Raw genomic sequence first — 18674 nt, 5'->3', positions numbered from 1 at the left:
ATAGCCGGGGAAGAAAGGGAGATGGTGGCGCTCGTCGTCCAGAAATATGGCGGATCGTCGGTGGCTGACGCCGACCGGATTCGTCGCGTCGCCGAGCGCATCGTCGAAACCAAGAAGCAGGGCAACGACGTGGTGGTGGTGGTCTCGGCCATGGGCGACACCACCGACGAGTTGCTGGACTTGGCGCAGCAGGTATGCCCTGTCCCGCCGCCCCGGGAACTCGACATGCTGCTCACCGCCGGCGAACGCATCTCCAACGCGCTGGTGGCCATGGCCATCGAATCGCTGGGCGCGCACGCCCGGTCGTTTACCGGTTCCCAAGCCGGCGTGATCACCACCGGCACGCACGGCAACGCGAAAATCATCGATGTCACGCCGGGACGGGTGCAAGCCGCCCTCGACGAAGGCCGAATAGTGCTGGTGGCTGGCTTTCAGGGCGTCAGCCAGGACACCCGCGACGTCACCACGCTGGGCCGCGGTGGCTCGGACACCACAGCGGTCGCGCTGGCCGCGGCGCTGAAAGCCGACGTCTGCGAGATCTACACCGACGTCGACGGCATCTTCAGCGCCGACCCGCGGATCGTGCGTAACGCCCGCAAGCTCGAGACGGTGACCTTCGAGGAAATGCTCGAGTTGGCGGCCTGCGGCGCCAAGGTGCTGATGTTGCGTTGTGTGGAATACGCCCGCCGTTACAACCTGCCGGTGCACGTCCGCTCGTCGTACTCCGACAAGGTCGGCACCGTCGTAACCGGATCGATCAAGGACATATCCATGGAAAGCCCCCTTCTGACCGGTGTCGCGCATGACCGCAGCGAGGCCAAGGTGACCATCGTCGGTATCCCGGACATCCCGGGGTACGCGGCCCGGGTGTTCCGAGCCGTCGCCGAAGCCGATGTGAACATCGACATGGTCCTGCAGAACGTCTCCAAGGTCGAGGACGGCAAGACCGACATCACCTTCACCTGCTCCCGCGACAGCGGGCCCACCGCGGTGGCCAAGCTGGACTCGCTCAAAGAGGAGATCGGCTTCACCCAGTTGCTCTACGACGACCACATCGGCAAGGTGTCGCTGATCGGGGCCGGCATGCGCAGCCACCCCGGTGTGACGGCGACGTTCTGTGAGGCGCTGGCCGCTGTCGGCGTGAACATCGAGCTGATCTCCACCTCCGAGATCCGCATTTCGGTTTTGTGCCGCGACACCGAACTAGATAAGGCCGTCGTTGCGTTACACGAGGCATTCGGCCTCGGCGGCGAGGAAGAGGCCACGGTGTATGCGGGAACGGGACGATAGATGGGCCTTTCGATAGGTGTAGTCGGCGCCACCGGCCAGGTGGGCCAAGTGATGCGTACGCTGCTCGAAGAACGCGACTTCCCGGCCGACTCGGTGCGGTTCTTTGCCTCCGCCCGTTCGCAGGGCCGTAAGTTGCCCTTCCGGGGCCAGGAGATCGAGGTCGAGGACGCCGAGACGGCCGACCCGGCCGGGTTGGACATTGCGTTGTTCTCCGCCGGGGCGACCATGTCTCGGGTGCAGGCGCCGCGGTTCGCCGCTGCCGGCGCCACGGTGATCGACAACTCGTCGGCCTGGCGCAAGGACCCCGAAGTCCCGCTGGTGGTCTCCGAGGTGAACTTCGAGCGGGACGCCGGTCAGCGGCCCAAGGGCATCATCGCGAACCCGAACTGCACCACCATGGCCGCGATGCCGGTGCTCAAGGTGCTGCACGACGAGGCCGGGTTGGTGCGCTTCGTGGCATCGTCCTATCAAGCGGTCTCCGGCAGCGGTGTGGCCGGCGTAGCGGAGTTGGCCGAGCAGACCCGCGCGGTCATCGACGGCGCCGAGCAGTTGGTGCACGACGGCCGCGCAGTGGATTTCCCGGCGCCGAAGAAGTATGTCGCGCCGATCGCGTTCAACGTGGTCCCGTTGGCGGGTTCGTTGGTTGACGACGGCTCCGGCGAGACCGACGAGGACCAGAAGCTGCGTTTCGAGAGCCGCAAGATCCTGGGCATCCCCGACCTGTTGGTCAGCGGCACCTGCGTGCGGGTGCCGGTGTTCACTGGTCACTCGTTGTCGATCAACGCCGAGTTCGCTCGGCCGATCACCCCGGAGCAGGCCCGTGACATTCTTGCCGGCGCTCCCGGGGTAAAGGTGGTCGACGTGCCCACGCCGCTGGACGCGGCCGGTGTCGACGAATCACTGGTCGGCCGAATCCGGCAGGACCCGGGCGCCCCGGACGGGCGTGGGCTGGCGCTGTTCATCGCGGGGGACAACCTGCGCAAGGGGGCGGCGCTCAACACCATCCAGATCGCAGAGTTGCTAGCCGCCCAACTGTGACGCGCGAAACGCGCTGTTCCAGCACTAAACGGTCCGTTCACAGCTGCTACATAAGTAGCGCATAGTTGACTTGCCCGGTTTCCGGAGCATCATGCGTTTTATGAGTGAAACTAACGAAATCCCAACAGCGTCGACGGCCACTGCGGTTGCCCCGCCGCCTGTCGCAACGGTGCAGCAAACTCCCAGGGTCTTCAAAGCAGCAGCCTGGGTGGCGATCGTCGCCGGCACCGTGTTCATCGTCGCGGTCATTTTCTTCTCCGGATTCCGGCTGGGGTTAGCCGCGGGTCACGGCGGAGGCCATCACTTCAAGCACCACCGGCACCACGGGATGATGCACCAGCAGGGAGTCCCCAACAGCCCGCCCGCGTCCGTCGCTCCGGGCGGTCCGGCTGGACCGGGTCAGGTCCCGACGTCGGTCGCGCCATCATTGGCGCCCGCCACGACACCGGGTCGATAAGCCAGCGTTTTCGGCAGGGTTGCCAATTGCCCGGCGCTCACTCGAGCGCCGGGCCTCAAACGCGTTAATTCATGACAACTTTGTGTCCTTGACTCTTTACGGCTGTTGCGGCACTGCGCGATATTCAAGACATGACTGAAACGCCCGAGCCCGCAGCCAAGGCAGGCCCCGTCACAACCGCCGCACCGCCACCAGGGCGGGTGGTGGAAAAGCCGCCGAGGCTCTACCGCGTCGCGGCGTGGGTGGTGATCATCGCCGGCATCACATTCATCGCGTGGACCCTGTTCTTTGCGGGTGCCATGGTGTTCGGTGCGGGGAAGTGTCATCACCACCGTCATCACCATCACGGCCAAATGGGTCCGGGCGGCGGTCCGGGCGGCCCGGGTCCGGGGTGGCAGTTCAGATTCCCCGGTGGGCCGCCGCCCCCTGGTGTGGGCCCCGGTTTCCCGGGTGGCCCGCCGCCGGGTGCCGGCGGTCCGGGTACTCCGACGGGTCCCGCTCAGCCGCCGACGTCTGCGCCCACCGTGCCGAGCCCTCCGCCGGGACGCTAGCCGCATACACCCGCTTCTGTAGTTGCCTTAACCAGGCGCATACTGGGCTATGTGACCGTAGTGTCGCGCACCAGCCCTTCCGGCCCTCTGAAGAGGGCGTCGGGCTACGCGGCAGCTTTCTTCAAAAGCGTTGCTATGCAACGCGATTCGGCTGTGACGTGATGTCGGGGTCAAAATGCGTTGCGGCTCTACAGTTTCCGTTGTACCAGCCCAGTAGCGAGGAGATCGCAAAATGACGGAGCGATACACCACCAACGATGCCGGCAATCCCGCCCCGAGTGACGATCAATCGCTGACCATCGGCCCCAATGGTCCGATTCTGCTGCAAGACCATTACCTGATCGAGCAGATGGCGCAGTTCAACCGCGAGCGGATTCCGGAGCGCCAGCCACACGCCAAGGGTGGCGGCGCGTTCGGGCACTTCGAGGTGATCAACGACGTCAGCAAATACACGCGCGCCGCGGTGTTCCAGCCGGGCACCAAGACCGACACGCTGATCCGGTTTTCCACCGTTGCCGGGGAGCGAGGCAGCCCGGACACCTGGCGCGATCCGCGCGGCTTCGCGCTGAAGTTCTACACCAGCGAAGGCAACTTCGACATGGTGGGGAACAACACCCCGGTCTTCTTCATTCGCGACCCGCTGAAGTTCCAGCATTTCATCCGCTCGCAAAAGCGAATGGCGGCAAACAATTTGCGCGACCACAACATGCAGTGGGATTTCTGGACTCTTTCACCGGAGTCGGCGCATCAGGTCACCTGGCTGATGGGGGATCGGGGCATCCCCAAGACGTGGCGGCACATGAACGGCTACAGCAGCCATACCTACAGCTGGATCAACGCCAACGGCGAAATCTTTTGGGTGAAATACCACTTCATCACCGATCAGGGCATCGATTACCTGACGCAGGAGGATGCCGACCGGCTGGCCGGTGAGGACGGCGACTATCACCAGCGGGACCTGTACGAGTCCATCGAGGGCGGCAACTTCCCCAGCTGGACGCTCAAGATGCAGATCATGCCGTTCGAGGAGGCCAAGTCCTACCGGTTCAACCCGTTCGACCTGACCAAGGTATGGCCGCACGGTGACTACCCGCTGATCGACGTCGGCAAGTTGACACTCGACCGCAACGTCACCGACTACCACACCGAGATAGAGCAGGCCGCCTTTGAACCCAACAACATCGTGCCGGGCACCGGACTGAGCCCGGACAAGATGTTGCTGGCCCGCGGGTTCTCCTACTCCGATGCCCACCGGGCCCGGCTGGGAACGAATTACAAGCAAATTCCGGTCAATACGCCGCAGGTGGAGGTCAACAGCTACTCCAAAGATGGAGCGATGCGGATCAAGAACGTGTCCGATCCGGTCTATGCACCCAACTCATACGGCGGACCGCACGCCGACCCGGCCCGCGCGGCGGAGGTGCGTTGGTTCGCCGACGGGCAGATGGTTCGTTCGGCGTATACCTTGCACGCCGAGGATGACGACTGGGGTCAGGCCGGCACTCTGGTCCGTGACGTTATGGACGACGATGCCCGAGACCGGTTGGTACACAACATCGTTGGGCACGCATCCAAGGGTGTCAAAGAGCCCGTGTTGTCGCGGGTGTTCGAGTACTGGCGAAACGTTGACCCCGAGTTGGGCAAGAAGGTCGAGGAAGGCGTCCGCGGCGGCTGAAGACTCGACGTTCGATGCCTGGCATGATCGAAGAGCATGAGCATCGAAGTCGTTTACACCACCGAATCCACGGCGACCGGCGGCGGGCGTGACGGCCACGTCAAGTCCGACGACGGTCGAATCGACATGGAGACCCGTCCGCCAAAGGCGATGGGCGGCAACGGTGAGGGCACCAACCCCGAGCAGTTGTTCTCCGCGGGCTACGCGGCCTGTTTCCTCGGTGCGCTGCGGTTGGTTGCGGGCAAGGCCAAGGTGAAGCTCGACGACGCCACCAGTGTCACCGTGCAGGTCGGTTTCGGGAAGGACTCCGAGGGCGGGTTCGGGCTCACCGGCAAGATCGTCGGCTATCTACCCGGCCTGGAGCAGAGTCAGGCCGAGGACCTGGTGAAGCAGGCGCACGGTGTGTGTCCGTATTCGAAGGCGACCAGGGGCAACATCGACGTGGAAGTCTCGGCCAAGGTCTGAGCCTCAAGTGAGGTTCGCCGTCACGGCGCTGAAGTCCGCAGACCGAACGATGCAGAACGCGCTCGGTCAGTAGCGACAAGCGGTTATTGCGGATCCGGTTAGCCCGCGCGACCAAACGGGAATATGTCGGCGTGGTCTGGAAGATGAAGTATTGACGGCTATCGTTCCCAGTAGCTGCGCAAGCTCCGGGCCCGGAGGGATCGTGATATGACGTTCGCCGCCAGCAGCACCGCGGTCGATACAGAGATCCGCAGCTCGGCAGCGGCAGCGGAATACATTGCCGAAGGGTGCTTGGCCGACGGTCCGGTGGGCTGCGTCGGTTTGGAAGTCGAGGGGCACTGTTTCGATCCGGCCGATCCGCTGCGCAGACCCAGCTGGGACGACATCGGCGACGTGCTGAAGTGGGTGAATCCACTGCCGGGCGGAAGCGCGATCAGCGTGGAACCCGGCGGTGCCGTAGAGCTGTCGGGTCCGCCGATGGTGGGTGCGCTGCCGGCCATCGACGCCATGGCCCGCGATCAGGCGGTGCTGCGCTCGGCCTTCGCCGAAGCGGGGTTGGGCTTGGTTTTCCTGGGCGCGGACCCGTTGCGCCCGCCCAAGCGAATCAATCCCGGAGCGCGGTATCGGGCGATGGAGCAGTTCTTCGCGTCCAGTCGCAGTGGGGAAGCAGGCGCGGCAATGATGACGTCGACCGCGTCGATCCAGGTCAATCTGGACGCTGGGCCGCAGGCCGACTGGGCGACACGGGTACGACTGGCCCATGCGCTGGGGCCGACGATGATCGCGATCGCCGCCAACTCGCCCATGCTCAACGGCGACTTCTCCGGCTGGCAATCCAGCCGACAGCGGGTGTGGGGCCAGATGGATTCCGCGCGCTGCGGCCCGATTCTGGGTGCCAGCGGCGACGATCCCGGCACCGACTGGGCGCGCTACGCGCTCAAGGCGCCGGTGATGTTGGTGCATCAACCGGACGCTGTGGCCGTCACTGATTACGTGCCTTTCACCGACTGGGTAGACGGTCGGGTGCTGCTCGGCGGCCGCCGGCCCACGGTGGCAGACCTTGAGTACCACCTGACCACGCTCTTTCCGCCGGTTCGCCCCCGCCAGTGGCTGGAAATCCGCTACCTCGACAGCCTGCCGGATCGCTACTGGCCGGCTGTGGTGGCCACGATGGTGACCCTGCTCGACGATCCTGTGGCAGCCGACCTGGCCGCGGAGGCCGTCGAACCGGTGGCCACCGCCTGGGACACCGCCGCGCGCGTGGGCCTCGGTGAGCGGCGCCTGCGCCGGGCGGCCAAGCGATGTATCAGCATCGCCGCCGATCGGGTTCCGCCGGCGCTCGGCGATGCGATGCAACCGTTGATCCGGAATGTTGAGCGGGGTCGCTGCCCGGCGGACGACTTCGCCGACGTGGTTTTCGAGCACGGCATCGCCCAGACGGTCACGCAACTGGCGCAGGGCGGGCCGTGACTTCCCGGGAACAGCTTGCCGACGAATTGGCTCGGGCGCGAACGCGCACCTTGCGGTTGGTGGATTTCGACGACGCGGAGCTCTACCGCCAGTACGACCCACTGATGAGCCCACTGGTGTGGGATCTGGCGCACATCGGCCAGCAGGAAGAACTGTGGCTGTTGCGCGGCGGTGACCTGAACAAGCCGGGCATGCTGCCGCCGGCGGTGGAGGGTCTCTACGACGCGTTCGTGCATTCCCGCGCAAGTCGGGTCGACCTGCCGCTGCTGGCCCCGGACCGCGCGCGGTCGTACTGCCGGGACGTGCGCTCCGCCGCGTTGGACGCCCTCGATGCGCTGCCCGCCGACGCCGAAGACTTCGTGTTCGGCCTGGTCATCAGCCACGAACATCAGCACAACGAAACCATGCTGCAGGCGTTGAACCTACGTGACGGCCCGCCACTACTGCGGGAGACGGCGCCGCTGCCCCCCGGCCGGCCGGAACTGTCCGGAACGTCGGTGCTGGTGCCCGGCGGCCCTTTTGTGCTGGGTGTGGATGCCGCAACGGAGCCCTACTCGCTGGACAATGAGCGCCCCGGCCACCTTGTCGACGTGCCGGCCTTCCGCATCGGCCGTGTCCCCGTCACCAACGGCGAATGGCGACACTTCATCGACGACGGCGGATATGCGCAACCGCGCTGGTGGTCAAGCCGCGGCTGGGAGCACAACCAAGCCGCCGGCCTCACCGCGCCGCAATTCTGGAACCCGGACGGACGCACGCGCACCCGGTTCGGCCACGTGGAAGACATTCCCGCCGACGAACCCGTTCAGCACGTCACCTACTTCGAAGCGGAGGCCTACGCCGCTTGGGCCGGAGCTCGTCTGCCCACCGAAATCGAATGGGAAAAAGCCTGCGCATGGGATCCGGCGACCCAGGGCCGGCGCCGATACCCGTGGGGAGCGGCCGAACCCTCAGACGTTCACGCCAACCTGGGCGGTGCAGCGCTGCGCCCGGCTCCGGTCGGCGCCTACCCGCAAGGCGCGTCGGCGTACGAGGTCGAGCAGATGCTGGGCGACGTGTGGGAATGGACCAGTTCGCCGCTGCGGCCCTGGCCGGGGTTCGCGCCGATGATCTACCGGCGGTACTCCCAGCCGTTCTTCGACGGCGACTACCGGGTATTGCGCGGTGGATCGTGGGCCGTGGCGCCGAACATCCTGCGGCCCAGCTTCCGCAACTGGGATCACCCGTATCGTCGGCAGATTTTTTCCGGCGTCCGCCTGGCCTGGGACGTCTGATGTGCCGTCATCTCGGTTGGCTCGGTGCGCCCGTGGCGGTTTCCACACTGGTGCTGGATCCGCCGCACAGCCTTCGGGTCCAGTCCTACGCGCCGCGCCGGCAAAAACATGGCCTGATGAATGCCGACGGTTGGGGGGTCGGCTTTTTCGGCCGCGCTTCCGGGGACTTTTCGGACGAGGGGGTGCCCCGGCGATGGCGCAGTCCGGCGCCACTGTGGGGGGACGCGTCGTTCGCATCGGTTGCACCGGCGTTACGCAGCCACTGTGTTGTCGCGGCGGTGCGCTCGGCGACGGTTGGCATGCCGATAGAAGCCAGTGCGACGGCGCCGTTCACCGACGGTCAATGGCTGCTATCGCACAACGGTGTCGTGGACCGGGCATTACTGCCGGTGCCTCGGTTGGCCGAATCCGTCTGCGACAGCGCTATTTTGGCGGCCACCATCTTCGAGCGCGGGATGGACGCACTGGGTGACACCATCGTAGAAATCGGTGATGCGGACCCGCTCGCCCGGCTGAACATATTGGCGGCCAACGGCTCTCGGCTTGTCGCCACCACTTGGGGAGACACCCTGTCGATCCTGCGGCGCGACGACGGTGTCGTGCTGGCCAGCGAGCCCTATGACGACGACCCGCGGTGGGAAGACGTACCGGACCGCCACGTGGTGGATGTCGCCGCGGGCGGAGTCACGTTTATCCCGTTGGTGTAGAAAGGATTTCGATGACGCTGTCGCTGTCCAATTACTTGGCTGAGGACTCGGCGTATCACGCTTTGCGCCGCGATGTGCTGGAAGGACTGCAACAGACGCCGAAATCCTTGCCGCCCAAGTGGTTCTACGACGCGGTGGGCAGCGAGCTGTTCGACCAGATCACCCGGCTGCCGGAGTATTATCCGACCCGCGCCGAGGCTGAGATCCTGCGCGCTCGGTCCGTCGAGATCGCGGCGGCCAGCGAGGCCGACACCTTGGTGGAACTGGGCAGCGGAACATCGGAGAAGACCCGACAACTGCTGGACGCGCTGCGCGCATGTGGGTCGCTGCGCAAGTTTGTGCCCTTCGACGTCGACGCCAACGTCTTGTCGGAGAGCGCGGCCGCCATTCAGCGCGAGTATTCCGGTGTCGAAATCCAGGCTGTCTGTGGGGATTTCGAGGAGCACCTGACCGAGATTCCCGGCGGCGGTCGGCGCCTGTTCGTGTTCTTGGGGTCGACGATCGGCAACCTGACGCCCGTGCCGCGTGCGAAGTTTCTCGCGACCCTGGCCAGCGTCATGCGGACGGGAGACAGCCTGTTGCTGGGCACCGATCTGGTCAAGGATGCCGCCCGGTTGGTGCGCGCTTACGACGATGCTGCCGGGGTGACGGCCCGGTTCAATCGCAACGTTCTTACCGTCGTCAATCGGGAACTCGATGCGGACTTCGCCGTCAACGCTTACCGGCACGTCGCCCGGTGGAACGTGGTGGAGGAACGCATCGAGATGTGGCTGCGCGCCGACACTTCACAGCGCGTGCACGTGGGTGCGCTCAATCTGACCGCGGACTTCGAGGCGGGCGAGGAGATGCTGACCGAGGTTTCGTGCAAGTTCCGGCCCGACGCCGTCGGAGCGGAACTGGCCGAGGCCGGATTGCGTCGCAGTCAATGGTGGACGGACGACGCCGGTGACTTCGGCCTGTCGCTGGCTGTGAAGTGAGCGCGCCGGCGACGATGCAGAGCGAAGCGATGAGGAGGAGCGGCGCCAATGAGCCCCTCCGGCTCGCCGACCGATGGCGGGCGGCCCGCCCGCCGGCTGCCGGGCTGCATTTGGACAGCGCGGCCTGTTCCCGCCAGAGTTTTGCGGTGCTCGACGCCACGGCCAAGCACGCGTTGCACGAGGCCGAGGTTGGTGGATACGTCGCGGCGGAGGCTGCCCAGCCCGCGCTCGACGCGGGGCGGGCGGCGGCCGCCACGCTGACCGGGATCCCGGATGCCGAGGTGGTCTTTACCACCGGCTCGCTGCACGCGCTGGACCTGCTGCTGGGCAGTTGGCCGACCGGTGCGAGGAAGGTGGCCTGTCTCCCCGGCGAATACGGGCCCAACCTGGCCCTGATGGCCGCCCACGGGTTCACCGTGCGCACGCTTCCGACCCTGGAAGACGGCAGGCTGGCACTTGACGATGCCGCGTATGAGCTGAACGAGGACCCGCCCGATCTGGTCCATTTGACCCCGGTGGCCAGCCACCGCGGCGTCGTGCAACCGCTGCCGATGGTGGCGAAGCTTTGCGGCGAGCTGGGGCTGCCGCTGGTCGTCGACGCGGCGCAGGCGTTGGGACAGGTGGACTGCGCGGTGGGGGCCGACGTCATGTATTCGTCGTCGCGCAAGTGGATGGCCGGGCCGCGGGGCGTCGGCTTCCTGGCGGTGCGCCCCGACCTGATGGGGCGGCTTCGTCCGCGGCTGGCGGCGCCGGCGTGGGCCGGGTCGGCGACGGTGGCTCAGCAACTCGAGTTCGGGGAGGCCAATATCGCTGCGCGGGTGGGCTTTTCGGTGGCGCTGGGTGAGTACCTGGGCTACGGTCCGGAGTCGGTGCGCGCCCGGCTCGCGGAGCTGGGCGGGATCAGCCGGACCGTGCTGGCCGATGTGCCCGGCTGGTCGGTGGTCGAAGAGGTGGAGGAGCCGAGCGCGATCACCACACTGGTGCCGGTCGGCGGCGCTGACCCGCAAGCGGTGCGGGCCTGGCTGCTCGCGGAGCGCCAAATCGTCACCACGTATGCCGGACCGCAGCGCGCGCCGCTGGAGCTCGACGCCCCGGTGTTGCGGATCTCGCCGCACGTGGACAGCACGGCCGAGGACCTGGGAATCTTCGCCGAGGCGCTGGCCGCCGCGACCGCGGCGGGGTAGCTAGGTCGTCGGGCCGGGGACTGACCATCATTGGGCCGTAGGAACGTCGTCAGCCGGGGCTGCCGGGGTTGCCGTCGGCGCCGACGTTGGCCCCGACGCCTTCGGCGCCCTCGTTGCCCGCATTGCCACCGCCCAGCCCCGTGCCCCCGGTCCCGCCAGGACCTGCGCCGAGGGAGTTCAGGGGGCTGCCACCGATTCCGCCCGCTCCGCCGCCGCCAGGGGTTCCCAGCGCCGACGCGCCGCCGTTGCCGCCGTTGCCGCCGTTGCCGCCGTTGCGGTTGCTCGCGCCGTTGCCGCCGGCACCGCCCGGGTTGCCGTCCCCGCCGTTGCCGCCGTTCCCGACGCCGGCCTGGGCGAACCCGCCGTCGCCCCCGCTGGCACCGTCGCCGCCGGCTCCGCCGCTGCCGGATCCGTTTGCGGCGCCCCCCGCCCCGCCGTCACCCCCGACACCGCCCTCACCGGCGGGCCCGGCGTCGCCGCCGGTACCGCCGGGCTGAGTCGGAGTGCCGGCGCCACCGGTCCCGCCCTCACTCGCGGAGCCACCCTGTCCGCCGTTGCCGCCGTTACTACCGGCACCGCCGTTGCCGGATTCGTGGGCGGCGCCACCGTTCCCGCCGTCGCCGCCCGTGCCACCGGTGCCGGCGGCACCGCCGTCGCCGCCGTCGCCGCCGGGTTGTGTGGCGGTACCGGCTCCGCCGGCTCCGCCTTTGCCGCCCGTCCCGCCGATGCTGCCGCCCGCGCCCTCGCCGCCGTTGCCGCCGTTGCCGGAACCTAGTGCCGTGCCGCCGGTCCCGCCGTCGCCGCCGACAAAGGCCACCCCGCCGTCGCCGCCGGCCCCGCCCGTGCCGCCGCCTAGACCGCCGTCGCCGCCGGCCCCGCCGGTCCCGCCGGAGCTAAACAGGTGCGGCCCGCCGTTGCCTCCGTTACCGCCGTCGCCGGAGACCGAGCCACCATCGCCGCCCGTGCCACCGGCGCCCCCGATTCCGCCGCCGCCGCCCGCGCCGCCCGCTCCTCCGTTGCCGCCCGTGCCACTGCCGGGGGCTGCGCCCCCCGCGCCGCCGATCCCGCCCGAGCCGCCCATGATAGAGACGACGCCGCCGCCCTTGCCGCCATTGCCGCCGTCGCCGGAGATCGTGCCGCCGCTGCCGCCGTTGCCGCCGACTCCGCCGGCCCCTCTTGATCCGCCGCCGCCGCCGACGCCACCGTCGCCGCCATCGCCGGAGATTGAGCCACCATTGCCGCCCGACCCGGCAGTTACGGCACTACCGGCCACACCGCTGTTGCCGCCGTTGCCGCCGTTGCCGCCGGTGCCGCTGATGCCGCCGTTGCCGCCGTGGCCGCCGGCTCCGCCGTCGCCGGCGTTGCCGGCGGTCGCGCTGGCGCCTCCGTCGCCGCCGTTGCCCTGCTGCCCGGCGTTACCGCCGGCCCCGCCGAAGCCCGCGAGGCTGCCCGGTCCGCCGGCGCCGCCGGCCCCTCCCGTCCCGCCGCTGCCGGCCTGGCCGCCTGCCCCGCCCTGTCCGCCGGCGCCGCTGGCGGCGGCGCCCCCGCTGGTCCCACCGTTACCGCCGTCACCGGAGATCGAGCCACCATTGCCACCGGCACCGCCCCATCCGCTGCCCCCGCCGGCCCCCCCGCCGCCACCAGGCCCGCCAGTTCCACCCGTACCGCCAGGGCTACTGGCGGCCCCGCCGTTGCCGCCGCTGCCGCCGGCTCCCGAGGCCCCAATGGCGCCGCCGTCGCCGCCGTTGCCGCCGTTGCCGAACTGTCCGGCGTCGCCACCGGCCCCGCCGTTGCCACCGGGCCAACCGGCCTCGCCCAAGCCGGCATCCCCGCCATTGCCGCCGGCCCCGCCATTTCCGCCGTCGGGACCGCCGGCCCCGCCGTCGCCGCCCTTGCCGCCGCCACCGATGACCCCGCCGTTGCCGCCGTTGCCGCCGTTGCCGAACTGCCCGCCGTCGCCGCCGGCCCCGCCGTTACCGCCGATCCCGCCGCCCGCCGTCGCCTCCGATCCCGCCGGTCCCGCCGGGCGTGGTAGCGGCCGCGCCATTGCCGCCGGCGCCGCCGGTGCCGCCACTACCGCCGGCCCCGCCGATGCCGCCAGCACCGTGCTGCCCGCCGGCGCCACCCTTACCGCCGTCACCGCCGGCCCCACCAGCCGTGCCCGCCGTGCCGGGGTCGCCCGAGCCGGCGCCATTGCTGCCGGCGCCGCCATTGGCGCCGTTGCCGCCGGCGCCGCCCGCGCCGCCGTTGCCGTAGGTGCCGCCGGCGCCGCCGTCCCCGCCCTTGCCGCCGTCGGCGCCGGCGACCACACCGGTGCTGGCGTCGTAGCCGGCCCCGCCGGCGCCGCCGTCACCGCCGGTGGTCACCGCCAAGCCATCGGCGCCGTCGAGACCGGGCAGGGCGTCGCCGCCGCCGGCGCCGCCAGTGCCGCCGCTGCCGGCGGTGCCGGGGTTACCACCTTGTCCGCCGTTGCCGCCGTCGGGGGTGCCGATGTCGCCAGCCGCGCCCACGCCGCCTGTCCCGGCCGCACCGGCATTGCCGCCGGTGCCGCCGGCCCCGCCGTTGCGGTCAAGTCCCACGTTGCCGCCGGGGCCCGCAGCCCCGCCTGCCCGCCGTTGCCGCCGGTACCGCCCTCGGCGCCGTTGCCGCCGTTACCACCGGTTCCTCCGGCACCGTCGAGGATCATTAGTGCGCCCGCGGCGCCGGTGCCGCCGCTGCCACCGTTACCGCCGTTGCCGCCGACGCCGGATATCCCGCCGTTACCGCCGTCGCCGGCCTTCGAACCGCCGCTACCGCCGTTGCCGCCGTTGCCGCCGCCACCGCCGGCGGTCCCATTTGTGCCGTTGCCGTCGTTGCCGGTGATGCCGTCGGCGCCGTGGGCGCCGTTACCGCCGGCGCCGCCGGCCCCACCGTTGCCGTACCTGCCGCCCGCTCCGCCGTTGCCCCCGTTGCCGCCGCTGGCGCCGGCGACCACACCGGTGCTGGCGTCGTAGCCGGCCCCGCCGACGCCGCCGTCACCGCCCGTGGTGACCGCGGCGCCCTCCGCACCCGCCGCGCCGCCGGTTGCCCCGGCGCCGCCGTTGCCACCTAGACCCGGACTGCCCGGGTCACCGCCGTGGCCACCGGCACCGCCGTTCGGGTTGTCGACGGTGCCGGCTGCGCCCGCGCCGCCGGTACCGGCCGTGCCGGCGCTGCCGCCGGTGCCGCCGTTGCCGCCGTTGCCGTTGGCGCCGGCCTGGCCGAACAGGACCGAACCCTTGCCGCCGGCCCCGCCCGCGCCGCCCATGCCACCCATGCCGCCCACGCCGCCATTGCCGCCATCACCGCCGGCGCCGTTGGTCATGCTGCCGGCCACGCCGGGTGCGCCGTTGACGCCCGTCCCGCCCGTCCCGCCGACCCCGCCGGCGCCACCCAGCCCGCCAGCACCGCCATTGCCAAACAGCAGACCGCCGCTACCACCCGCTCCACCGGTGCCGCCGGTGCCACCGGTTCCGCCCAGGCCGCCGTTCGGTAGCGCGAGGGAGCCCGCAGTGCCCAGGCTGCCGGTCGTGCCGACGCCGCCAGCGCCCCCCGCGCCGCCGTTGCCGAAGAGCCCGGCGTCACCACCGCGGCCGCCGGCCTGCCCGGGCGCCCCGGACCCACCGTTGCCGCCGTTTCCCCACAAGATCCCACCGGCTCCGCCGTTCGCCCCGGTCTCCGGCGCTCCGTGGGTGCCATCGCCGATCAGCGGCCGACCTAGCAAGAGATTGGTCGGCGCATTGATCACCGCCAGGATGTCGTCCACGACAGTCTGCAGTGGCGAGGCGTTGGCGGCCTCGGCCGCGGCATAGGAATTGCCCGCCGCCATCAACGCGTTCACGAACTGGGAATGGAACATCGACGCCTGGGCGCTCAGCGCTTGATAGTCGCGAGCGTGAAGGCCGAACACCGCCGCGATCTGGGTCGACACCTCATCGGCGGCCGCGGCCGCGATGTCGCTTGTCGATGCGGCCGCCACCGCATTGGCCGCGCCGATCCGTGCTCCCAGACTTGCCAGATCGGAAGCCGCTGACTCGACCAGCTCGGGCAGAGTGCTTACAAACGACATCCTGCACCTCCATCCGAATCGGCACGACCCGGCCAGGCCGCAGTACAGGAGCCTATCGCTGTTCGGTCAAACTCATTGGAAGGCGGCTTGACTCACGAAAAGTGCCCGCGAAACACCCTCGGGTGCCTCACACAAGAATGCCCGTGGTGACCGCTAGGGGTATGAAGTATTCCTACGACGCACTCAAGGTGTTGCAACGGGTTTGGGCCGCCTCGGGTGGGCAGTGCGGGAAGTATCTGGCTGCTTCGATGCGGCTGCAGTCGACGGCCTGCAGCGTCACAACGAGCTGGTATTTGGTCGTGACCGCTATAGCCCGGCCGTGCGCGTACCGAGCTGTTGGAGATGAGCGCGCCGATTGATCGCTATCTGGCGCCGGCGAAGGCTAGGGGCCAGAAAGTGTATCGATGACGAAACCTTGACCGCTGCTGCGGAATTCAGTCAAGATCCGTAAGGCGGGCGATGAGGTCGAGGACGAACCGGCTGCTTCGACGGCGATGCGCTCGCGCATTGCGGCCCGACGCTGAAAGGCGAGTTCGCGCGCACCCTCAACCTCACCGATGTACATATCGGCTGGGCCTTCACCCGCACCGTGCGTAACAACGCCCACGCCCACATCCTGGCCGGCTGAAAGCCGGGTTGCGTGAGATACCTTATGCGATAACCGGTTTGGACTTCGGCAACGGCACTGGTTCCTGAATGAGGCCGTCATTAAGTTGGCTGCGGAAATGGATCTTCTTCACCCGGTCGCGGCCCTACAATAAGAACGACCAGGCCACCGTCGAATCCAAGACCAACCACCTGGTGCGCAAATACGCGTTCTACTACCGCCACGACACTGGCGAAGAACGAGCCGTGCTCAACCGGCTCTGGCCGCTGGTCAACGACCGGCTCAACTACCTGACCCCGAGAATCAACCCATCGGATACACCAGCGGCGACGGCCGGCGCCGGCGCCGGTATGACACACCGCAGACCCCATTCGACCGGCTCCTGGCCGCCGACATTGTTTCACCAGCACAACAGGCCGAACTGACCGTGTACCGCGACAGCCTCAACCCCGCCAAAATCGGCCGCGAGATCGCCCATCTGCAGAACCGGCTTCTCCTGCTAGCCAAGGAAAAGACAGAGCAACTCTACCTGGCCCGCCCTACCCGACATCGGCAAAGGCATCCGAACCAAAGCCGGCTGATCCACCCCGTTTCGCGGGCATCTTTACATGAGGCATGGACCAGATTTCGCGGGCATGTTGATTTGAGGCATTACGGAAGGTCGCACAAGTCTCGCGCCGATCACCGCGGTCAAGTAGTGGATGCGACTCGTCCGGCTTTATGCGCCGACAGCAGGTAGGCGGGCAGCTTCATGCGGCCTTTTTCGTCGCGTTCGTGTGGCGGAAATTCGGATTCCATATTGGGGATCTGTTGCGGCACGTTGGCGTGGATGAAAGCGGGACGGATCTCGTCGATCTCCCAGTACTGGCCAACCGCCGCACGCAATTCGTCCTCGTCTACTTCATTGGGCTTGATTTCCGCTTCGGCCAGGAAGGCGCCCTTGGCGAACACCAACACGTAGTAGTTGGCGCCCGGAGCGGCCGCACGATGTACCGAACGCAGGTAGCCGTCGCGTCCCTCGACCGGAAGCGAATGGAACAGGGTGCTGTCAATCACGGTCGCGAAGCGGCCGTCGTGTCCGGCGAACTCGGTGATGTCGGCCTGCTCAAAGCTGGCCGTGGTCAAACCCCGTTCCGCAGCGGCCTTCGTGGCCGCGGCCACGGCCGTGGGGCTGATATCGACGCCCAGCACGGTGTAGCCCTGGGCCGCCAGGGCCAACGACAACTCGGCGAGACCACATCCGGCATCGAGAACATCGCTGCGGACTTTCCCGGCCGAGATCAACGCCGACAATTCAGGTTGCGGCTCGCCGATATCCCACGGCGGCGGACCCACGAATTGGCCTTGCTCCTTATAGACACTGTCCCAGTCCATTACGTCGGAAGTCACGTATCCCAACCTACGCGCGCGTTCGGCCTAGTCCCAGGTGTGCACGGGTTCGTTGGCGTGCATGTGTTCGCAGTAGCGGCGCAACATCTCGGTCAGTGCCGCGGGCCGGTCCATCCCGCCGTTTTGCAAGGCGTGCACGGTCGACACCTGCCAGCTCGCTCCGTTGCGGCCGGCGCGGGCCCGGCCTTCGATGACGCCCAGGAACCGGTCGCGAACCTCGGCGTCGACGCCCCAACGTCGTAGACCCTCATGCGCCATCGGCAGCAGGGTTTTCAACACCAGTTCAGGGGCCGACACTTCGCCCACACCGGGCCAGTGCAGCCGCGCATCGATGCCGTGCCTGGCCGCGGCCAGGAAATTGGCATGTGCCGCAGGGAAACTCATCTGCGTCCACAGCGGCTGGTCCGCCTCCGACAGGCTGCGCAGCGTGCCGTAATAGAAAGCCGAATTCGCCAACATGTCGATCACGGTCGGACCGGCCGGCAACACCCGATTCTCCAGCCGCAGATGCGGCTGTCCGTCGACGACGTCGTAAACCGGCCGGTTCCACCGGTACACGGTGCCGTTGTGCAAGCGCAGTTCGGACAGGTGCGGGGTGCGGCCGGCCGCGAGCTCAGCCAGCGGATCCTCGTCGGACACCTCCGGCAGCAGCGACGGAAAGTAACGGACGTTCTCCTTGAACAAGTCCAGCACCGAGGTGATCCAGCGTTCGCCGAACCACACCCGCGGGCGCACGCCCTGCGTCTTCAATTCTTCTGGACGGGTATCGGTGGACTGCGCAAAGAGTTCGATGCGCGTTTCCGCCCATAGTTCGTGGCCGAAGAAATACGGCGAGTTCGCGCCCAGCGCCAACTGCGCGCCGGCCAGCACCTGGGCGGCGTTCCAGTTGGCGGCGAAGTTCTCTGCGCCGACTTGCAGATGCAATTGAATGCTGGTGCAAGCGGATTCGGGCGCGATGGATGCCGCTTGCCAGTTCAGTGGCTCGGGTCCGGAAATGTTGATCGGGATGTCCTCACCGCGCGCGGTGAAGATGGAATCGTTGAGGGCGGTGTACCGCGTCGACTCACTCATCCAGCCGTCGGAAAGGTGTTCGGGCATCAGCGTGGGCAGGATGCCGATCATGACGATGTGTGCGCCGCCGGAGTTGGCTTTGGTCTCGGCGACATTCAGGCTGGCCCGCACGTCCTCCTCGAGGTCCAGTGCGGTGTGTCCGGCCAGCGGCCGGGGCGGCACATTGAATTCGATGTTGTAAGCGCCTAATTCGTTCTGGTAAGCCGGATCCGCGATGGCGTCCAGTACGACGCGGTTCGACATGGCGGGTTGGTAATCCCCGTCAACCAGGTTGCATTCGATTTCCATGCCGGTCAGCGGCCGGTCGCATTCGAAACGGGACTGCGCCAGCATCGTCTCGAAGACGTCTAGACACAACCGCACTTTGCGCCGGTATTCCCGCCGATGTGCGCGGTTATACGTGGTGCGCTTGACCTCTTCGCCCACAAAGCT

14 protein-coding genes and 1 pseudogene are annotated in these 18674 nt (G+C 68.2%); 12 read left to right on the top strand and 3 right to left on the bottom strand.

The genetic code is table 11. The features are described from left to right. Positions 1 to 24: 24 nt before the first annotated feature. From G6N68_RS26340 to egtE, 11 genes are all read left to right on the top strand, one after another. Positions 25 to 1290 carry an aspartate kinase gene (locus G6N68_RS26340; RefSeq protein ID WP_163719942.1) on the top strand — a complete coding sequence of 422 codons (1266 nt, stop codon included), beginning with the start codon at positions 25 to 27 and terminating at the stop codon, positions 1288 to 1290. Further along, positions 1291 to 2328 carry an aspartate-semialdehyde dehydrogenase gene (locus G6N68_RS26335; protein ID WP_163719142.1) on the top strand — a complete coding sequence of 346 codons (1038 nt, stop codon included), beginning with the start codon at positions 1291 to 1293 and terminating at the stop codon, positions 2326 to 2328. 91 nt (positions 2329 to 2419) lie between these two features. Further along, on the top strand, positions 2420 to 2785 hold the full coding sequence (locus G6N68_RS26330; protein WP_163719141.1) for a hypothetical protein: 366 nt from the start codon (positions 2420 to 2422) through the stop codon (positions 2783 to 2785). A 131-nt stretch (positions 2786 to 2916) separates the two neighbouring features. Then, positions 2917 to 3336 carry a hypothetical protein gene (locus G6N68_RS26325; RefSeq protein ID WP_163719140.1) on the top strand — a complete coding sequence of 140 codons (420 nt, stop codon included), beginning with the start codon at positions 2917 to 2919 and terminating at the stop codon, positions 3334 to 3336. Positions 3337 to 3568: 232 nt separating this feature from the next. After that, complete coding sequence (locus G6N68_RS26320; protein ID WP_163719139.1) at positions 3569 to 5011, top strand: catalase; 1443 nt, start codon at positions 3569 to 3571, stop codon at positions 5009 to 5011. 36 nt (positions 5012 to 5047) lie between these two features. Beyond that, positions 5048 to 5476, top strand: a complete 429-nt coding sequence (locus G6N68_RS26315; RefSeq protein WP_163719138.1) for an organic hydroperoxide resistance protein — start codon at positions 5048 to 5050, stop codon at positions 5474 to 5476. 207 nt (positions 5477 to 5683) lie between these two features. After that, on the top strand, positions 5684 to 6946 hold the full coding sequence (egtA, locus tag G6N68_RS26310; protein ID WP_163719137.1) for an ergothioneine biosynthesis glutamate--cysteine ligase EgtA: 1263 nt from the start codon (positions 5684 to 5686) through the stop codon (positions 6944 to 6946). After that, entirely contained in the window at positions 6943 to 8220 is a 1278-nt protein-coding gene (egtB, locus tag G6N68_RS26305) for an ergothioneine biosynthesis protein EgtB (protein WP_163719136.1), read from the top strand. Before egtA ends, egtB begins: the two co-directional genes overlap by 4 nt. Continuing rightward, positions 8220 to 8927 carry an ergothioneine biosynthesis protein EgtC gene (gene egtC / locus G6N68_RS26300; RefSeq protein WP_163719135.1) on the top strand — a complete coding sequence of 236 codons (708 nt, stop codon included), beginning with the start codon at positions 8220 to 8222 and terminating at the stop codon, positions 8925 to 8927. The genes egtB and egtC overlap by 1 nt, the downstream gene beginning before the upstream one ends. A gap of 11 nt (positions 8928 to 8938) precedes the next feature. Next, positions 8939 to 9904, top strand: coding sequence for an L-histidine N(alpha)-methyltransferase (egtD, locus tag G6N68_RS26295; protein ID WP_163719134.1), 966 nt, complete (start codon positions 8939 to 8941; stop codon positions 9902 to 9904). A gap of 29 nt (positions 9905 to 9933) precedes the next feature. Continuing rightward, entirely contained in the window at positions 9934 to 11088 is a 1155-nt protein-coding gene (gene egtE, locus G6N68_RS26290; protein ID WP_163719133.1) for an ergothioneine biosynthesis PLP-dependent enzyme EgtE, read from the top strand. Positions 11089 to 12550: 1462 nt separating this feature from the next. Here egtE and G6N68_RS31910 read toward each other — a convergent pair. Next, a pseudogene (locus tag G6N68_RS31910) lies at positions 12551 to 15175 on the bottom strand (PE family protein); the annotation flags it as partial. A 696-nt stretch (positions 15176 to 15871) separates the two neighbouring features. On the opposite strand from G6N68_RS31910, the gene G6N68_RS31200 reads away from it, so the two are divergent. After that, positions 15872 to 16207 carry a hypothetical protein gene (locus tag G6N68_RS31200; protein WP_240355912.1) on the top strand — a complete coding sequence of 112 codons (336 nt, stop codon included), beginning with the start codon at positions 15872 to 15874 and terminating at the stop codon, positions 16205 to 16207. Positions 16208 to 16472: 265 nt separating this feature from the next. Here the strand turns inward: G6N68_RS31200 and G6N68_RS26270 are convergent, their stop codons facing one another. Beyond that, a complete protein-coding gene (locus tag G6N68_RS26270; protein ID WP_163719132.1) occupies positions 16473 to 17171 on the bottom strand; it encodes a class I SAM-dependent methyltransferase in 699 nt (232 codons plus the stop codon). A gap of 27 nt (positions 17172 to 17198) precedes the next feature. Beyond that, a complete protein-coding gene (locus G6N68_RS26265) occupies positions 17199 to 18668 on the bottom strand; it encodes a glutamate-cysteine ligase family protein (RefSeq protein WP_163719131.1) in 1470 nt (489 codons plus the stop codon). Positions 18669 to 18674 lie beyond the last annotated feature (6 nt).

Source organism: Mycobacterium bourgelatii, from assembly GCF_010723575.1.
Lineage (GTDB): Bacteria > Actinomycetota > Actinomycetes > Mycobacteriales > Mycobacteriaceae > Mycobacterium > Mycobacterium bourgelatii.
This window is presented reverse-complemented; position numbering and strand designations above follow the sequence as displayed.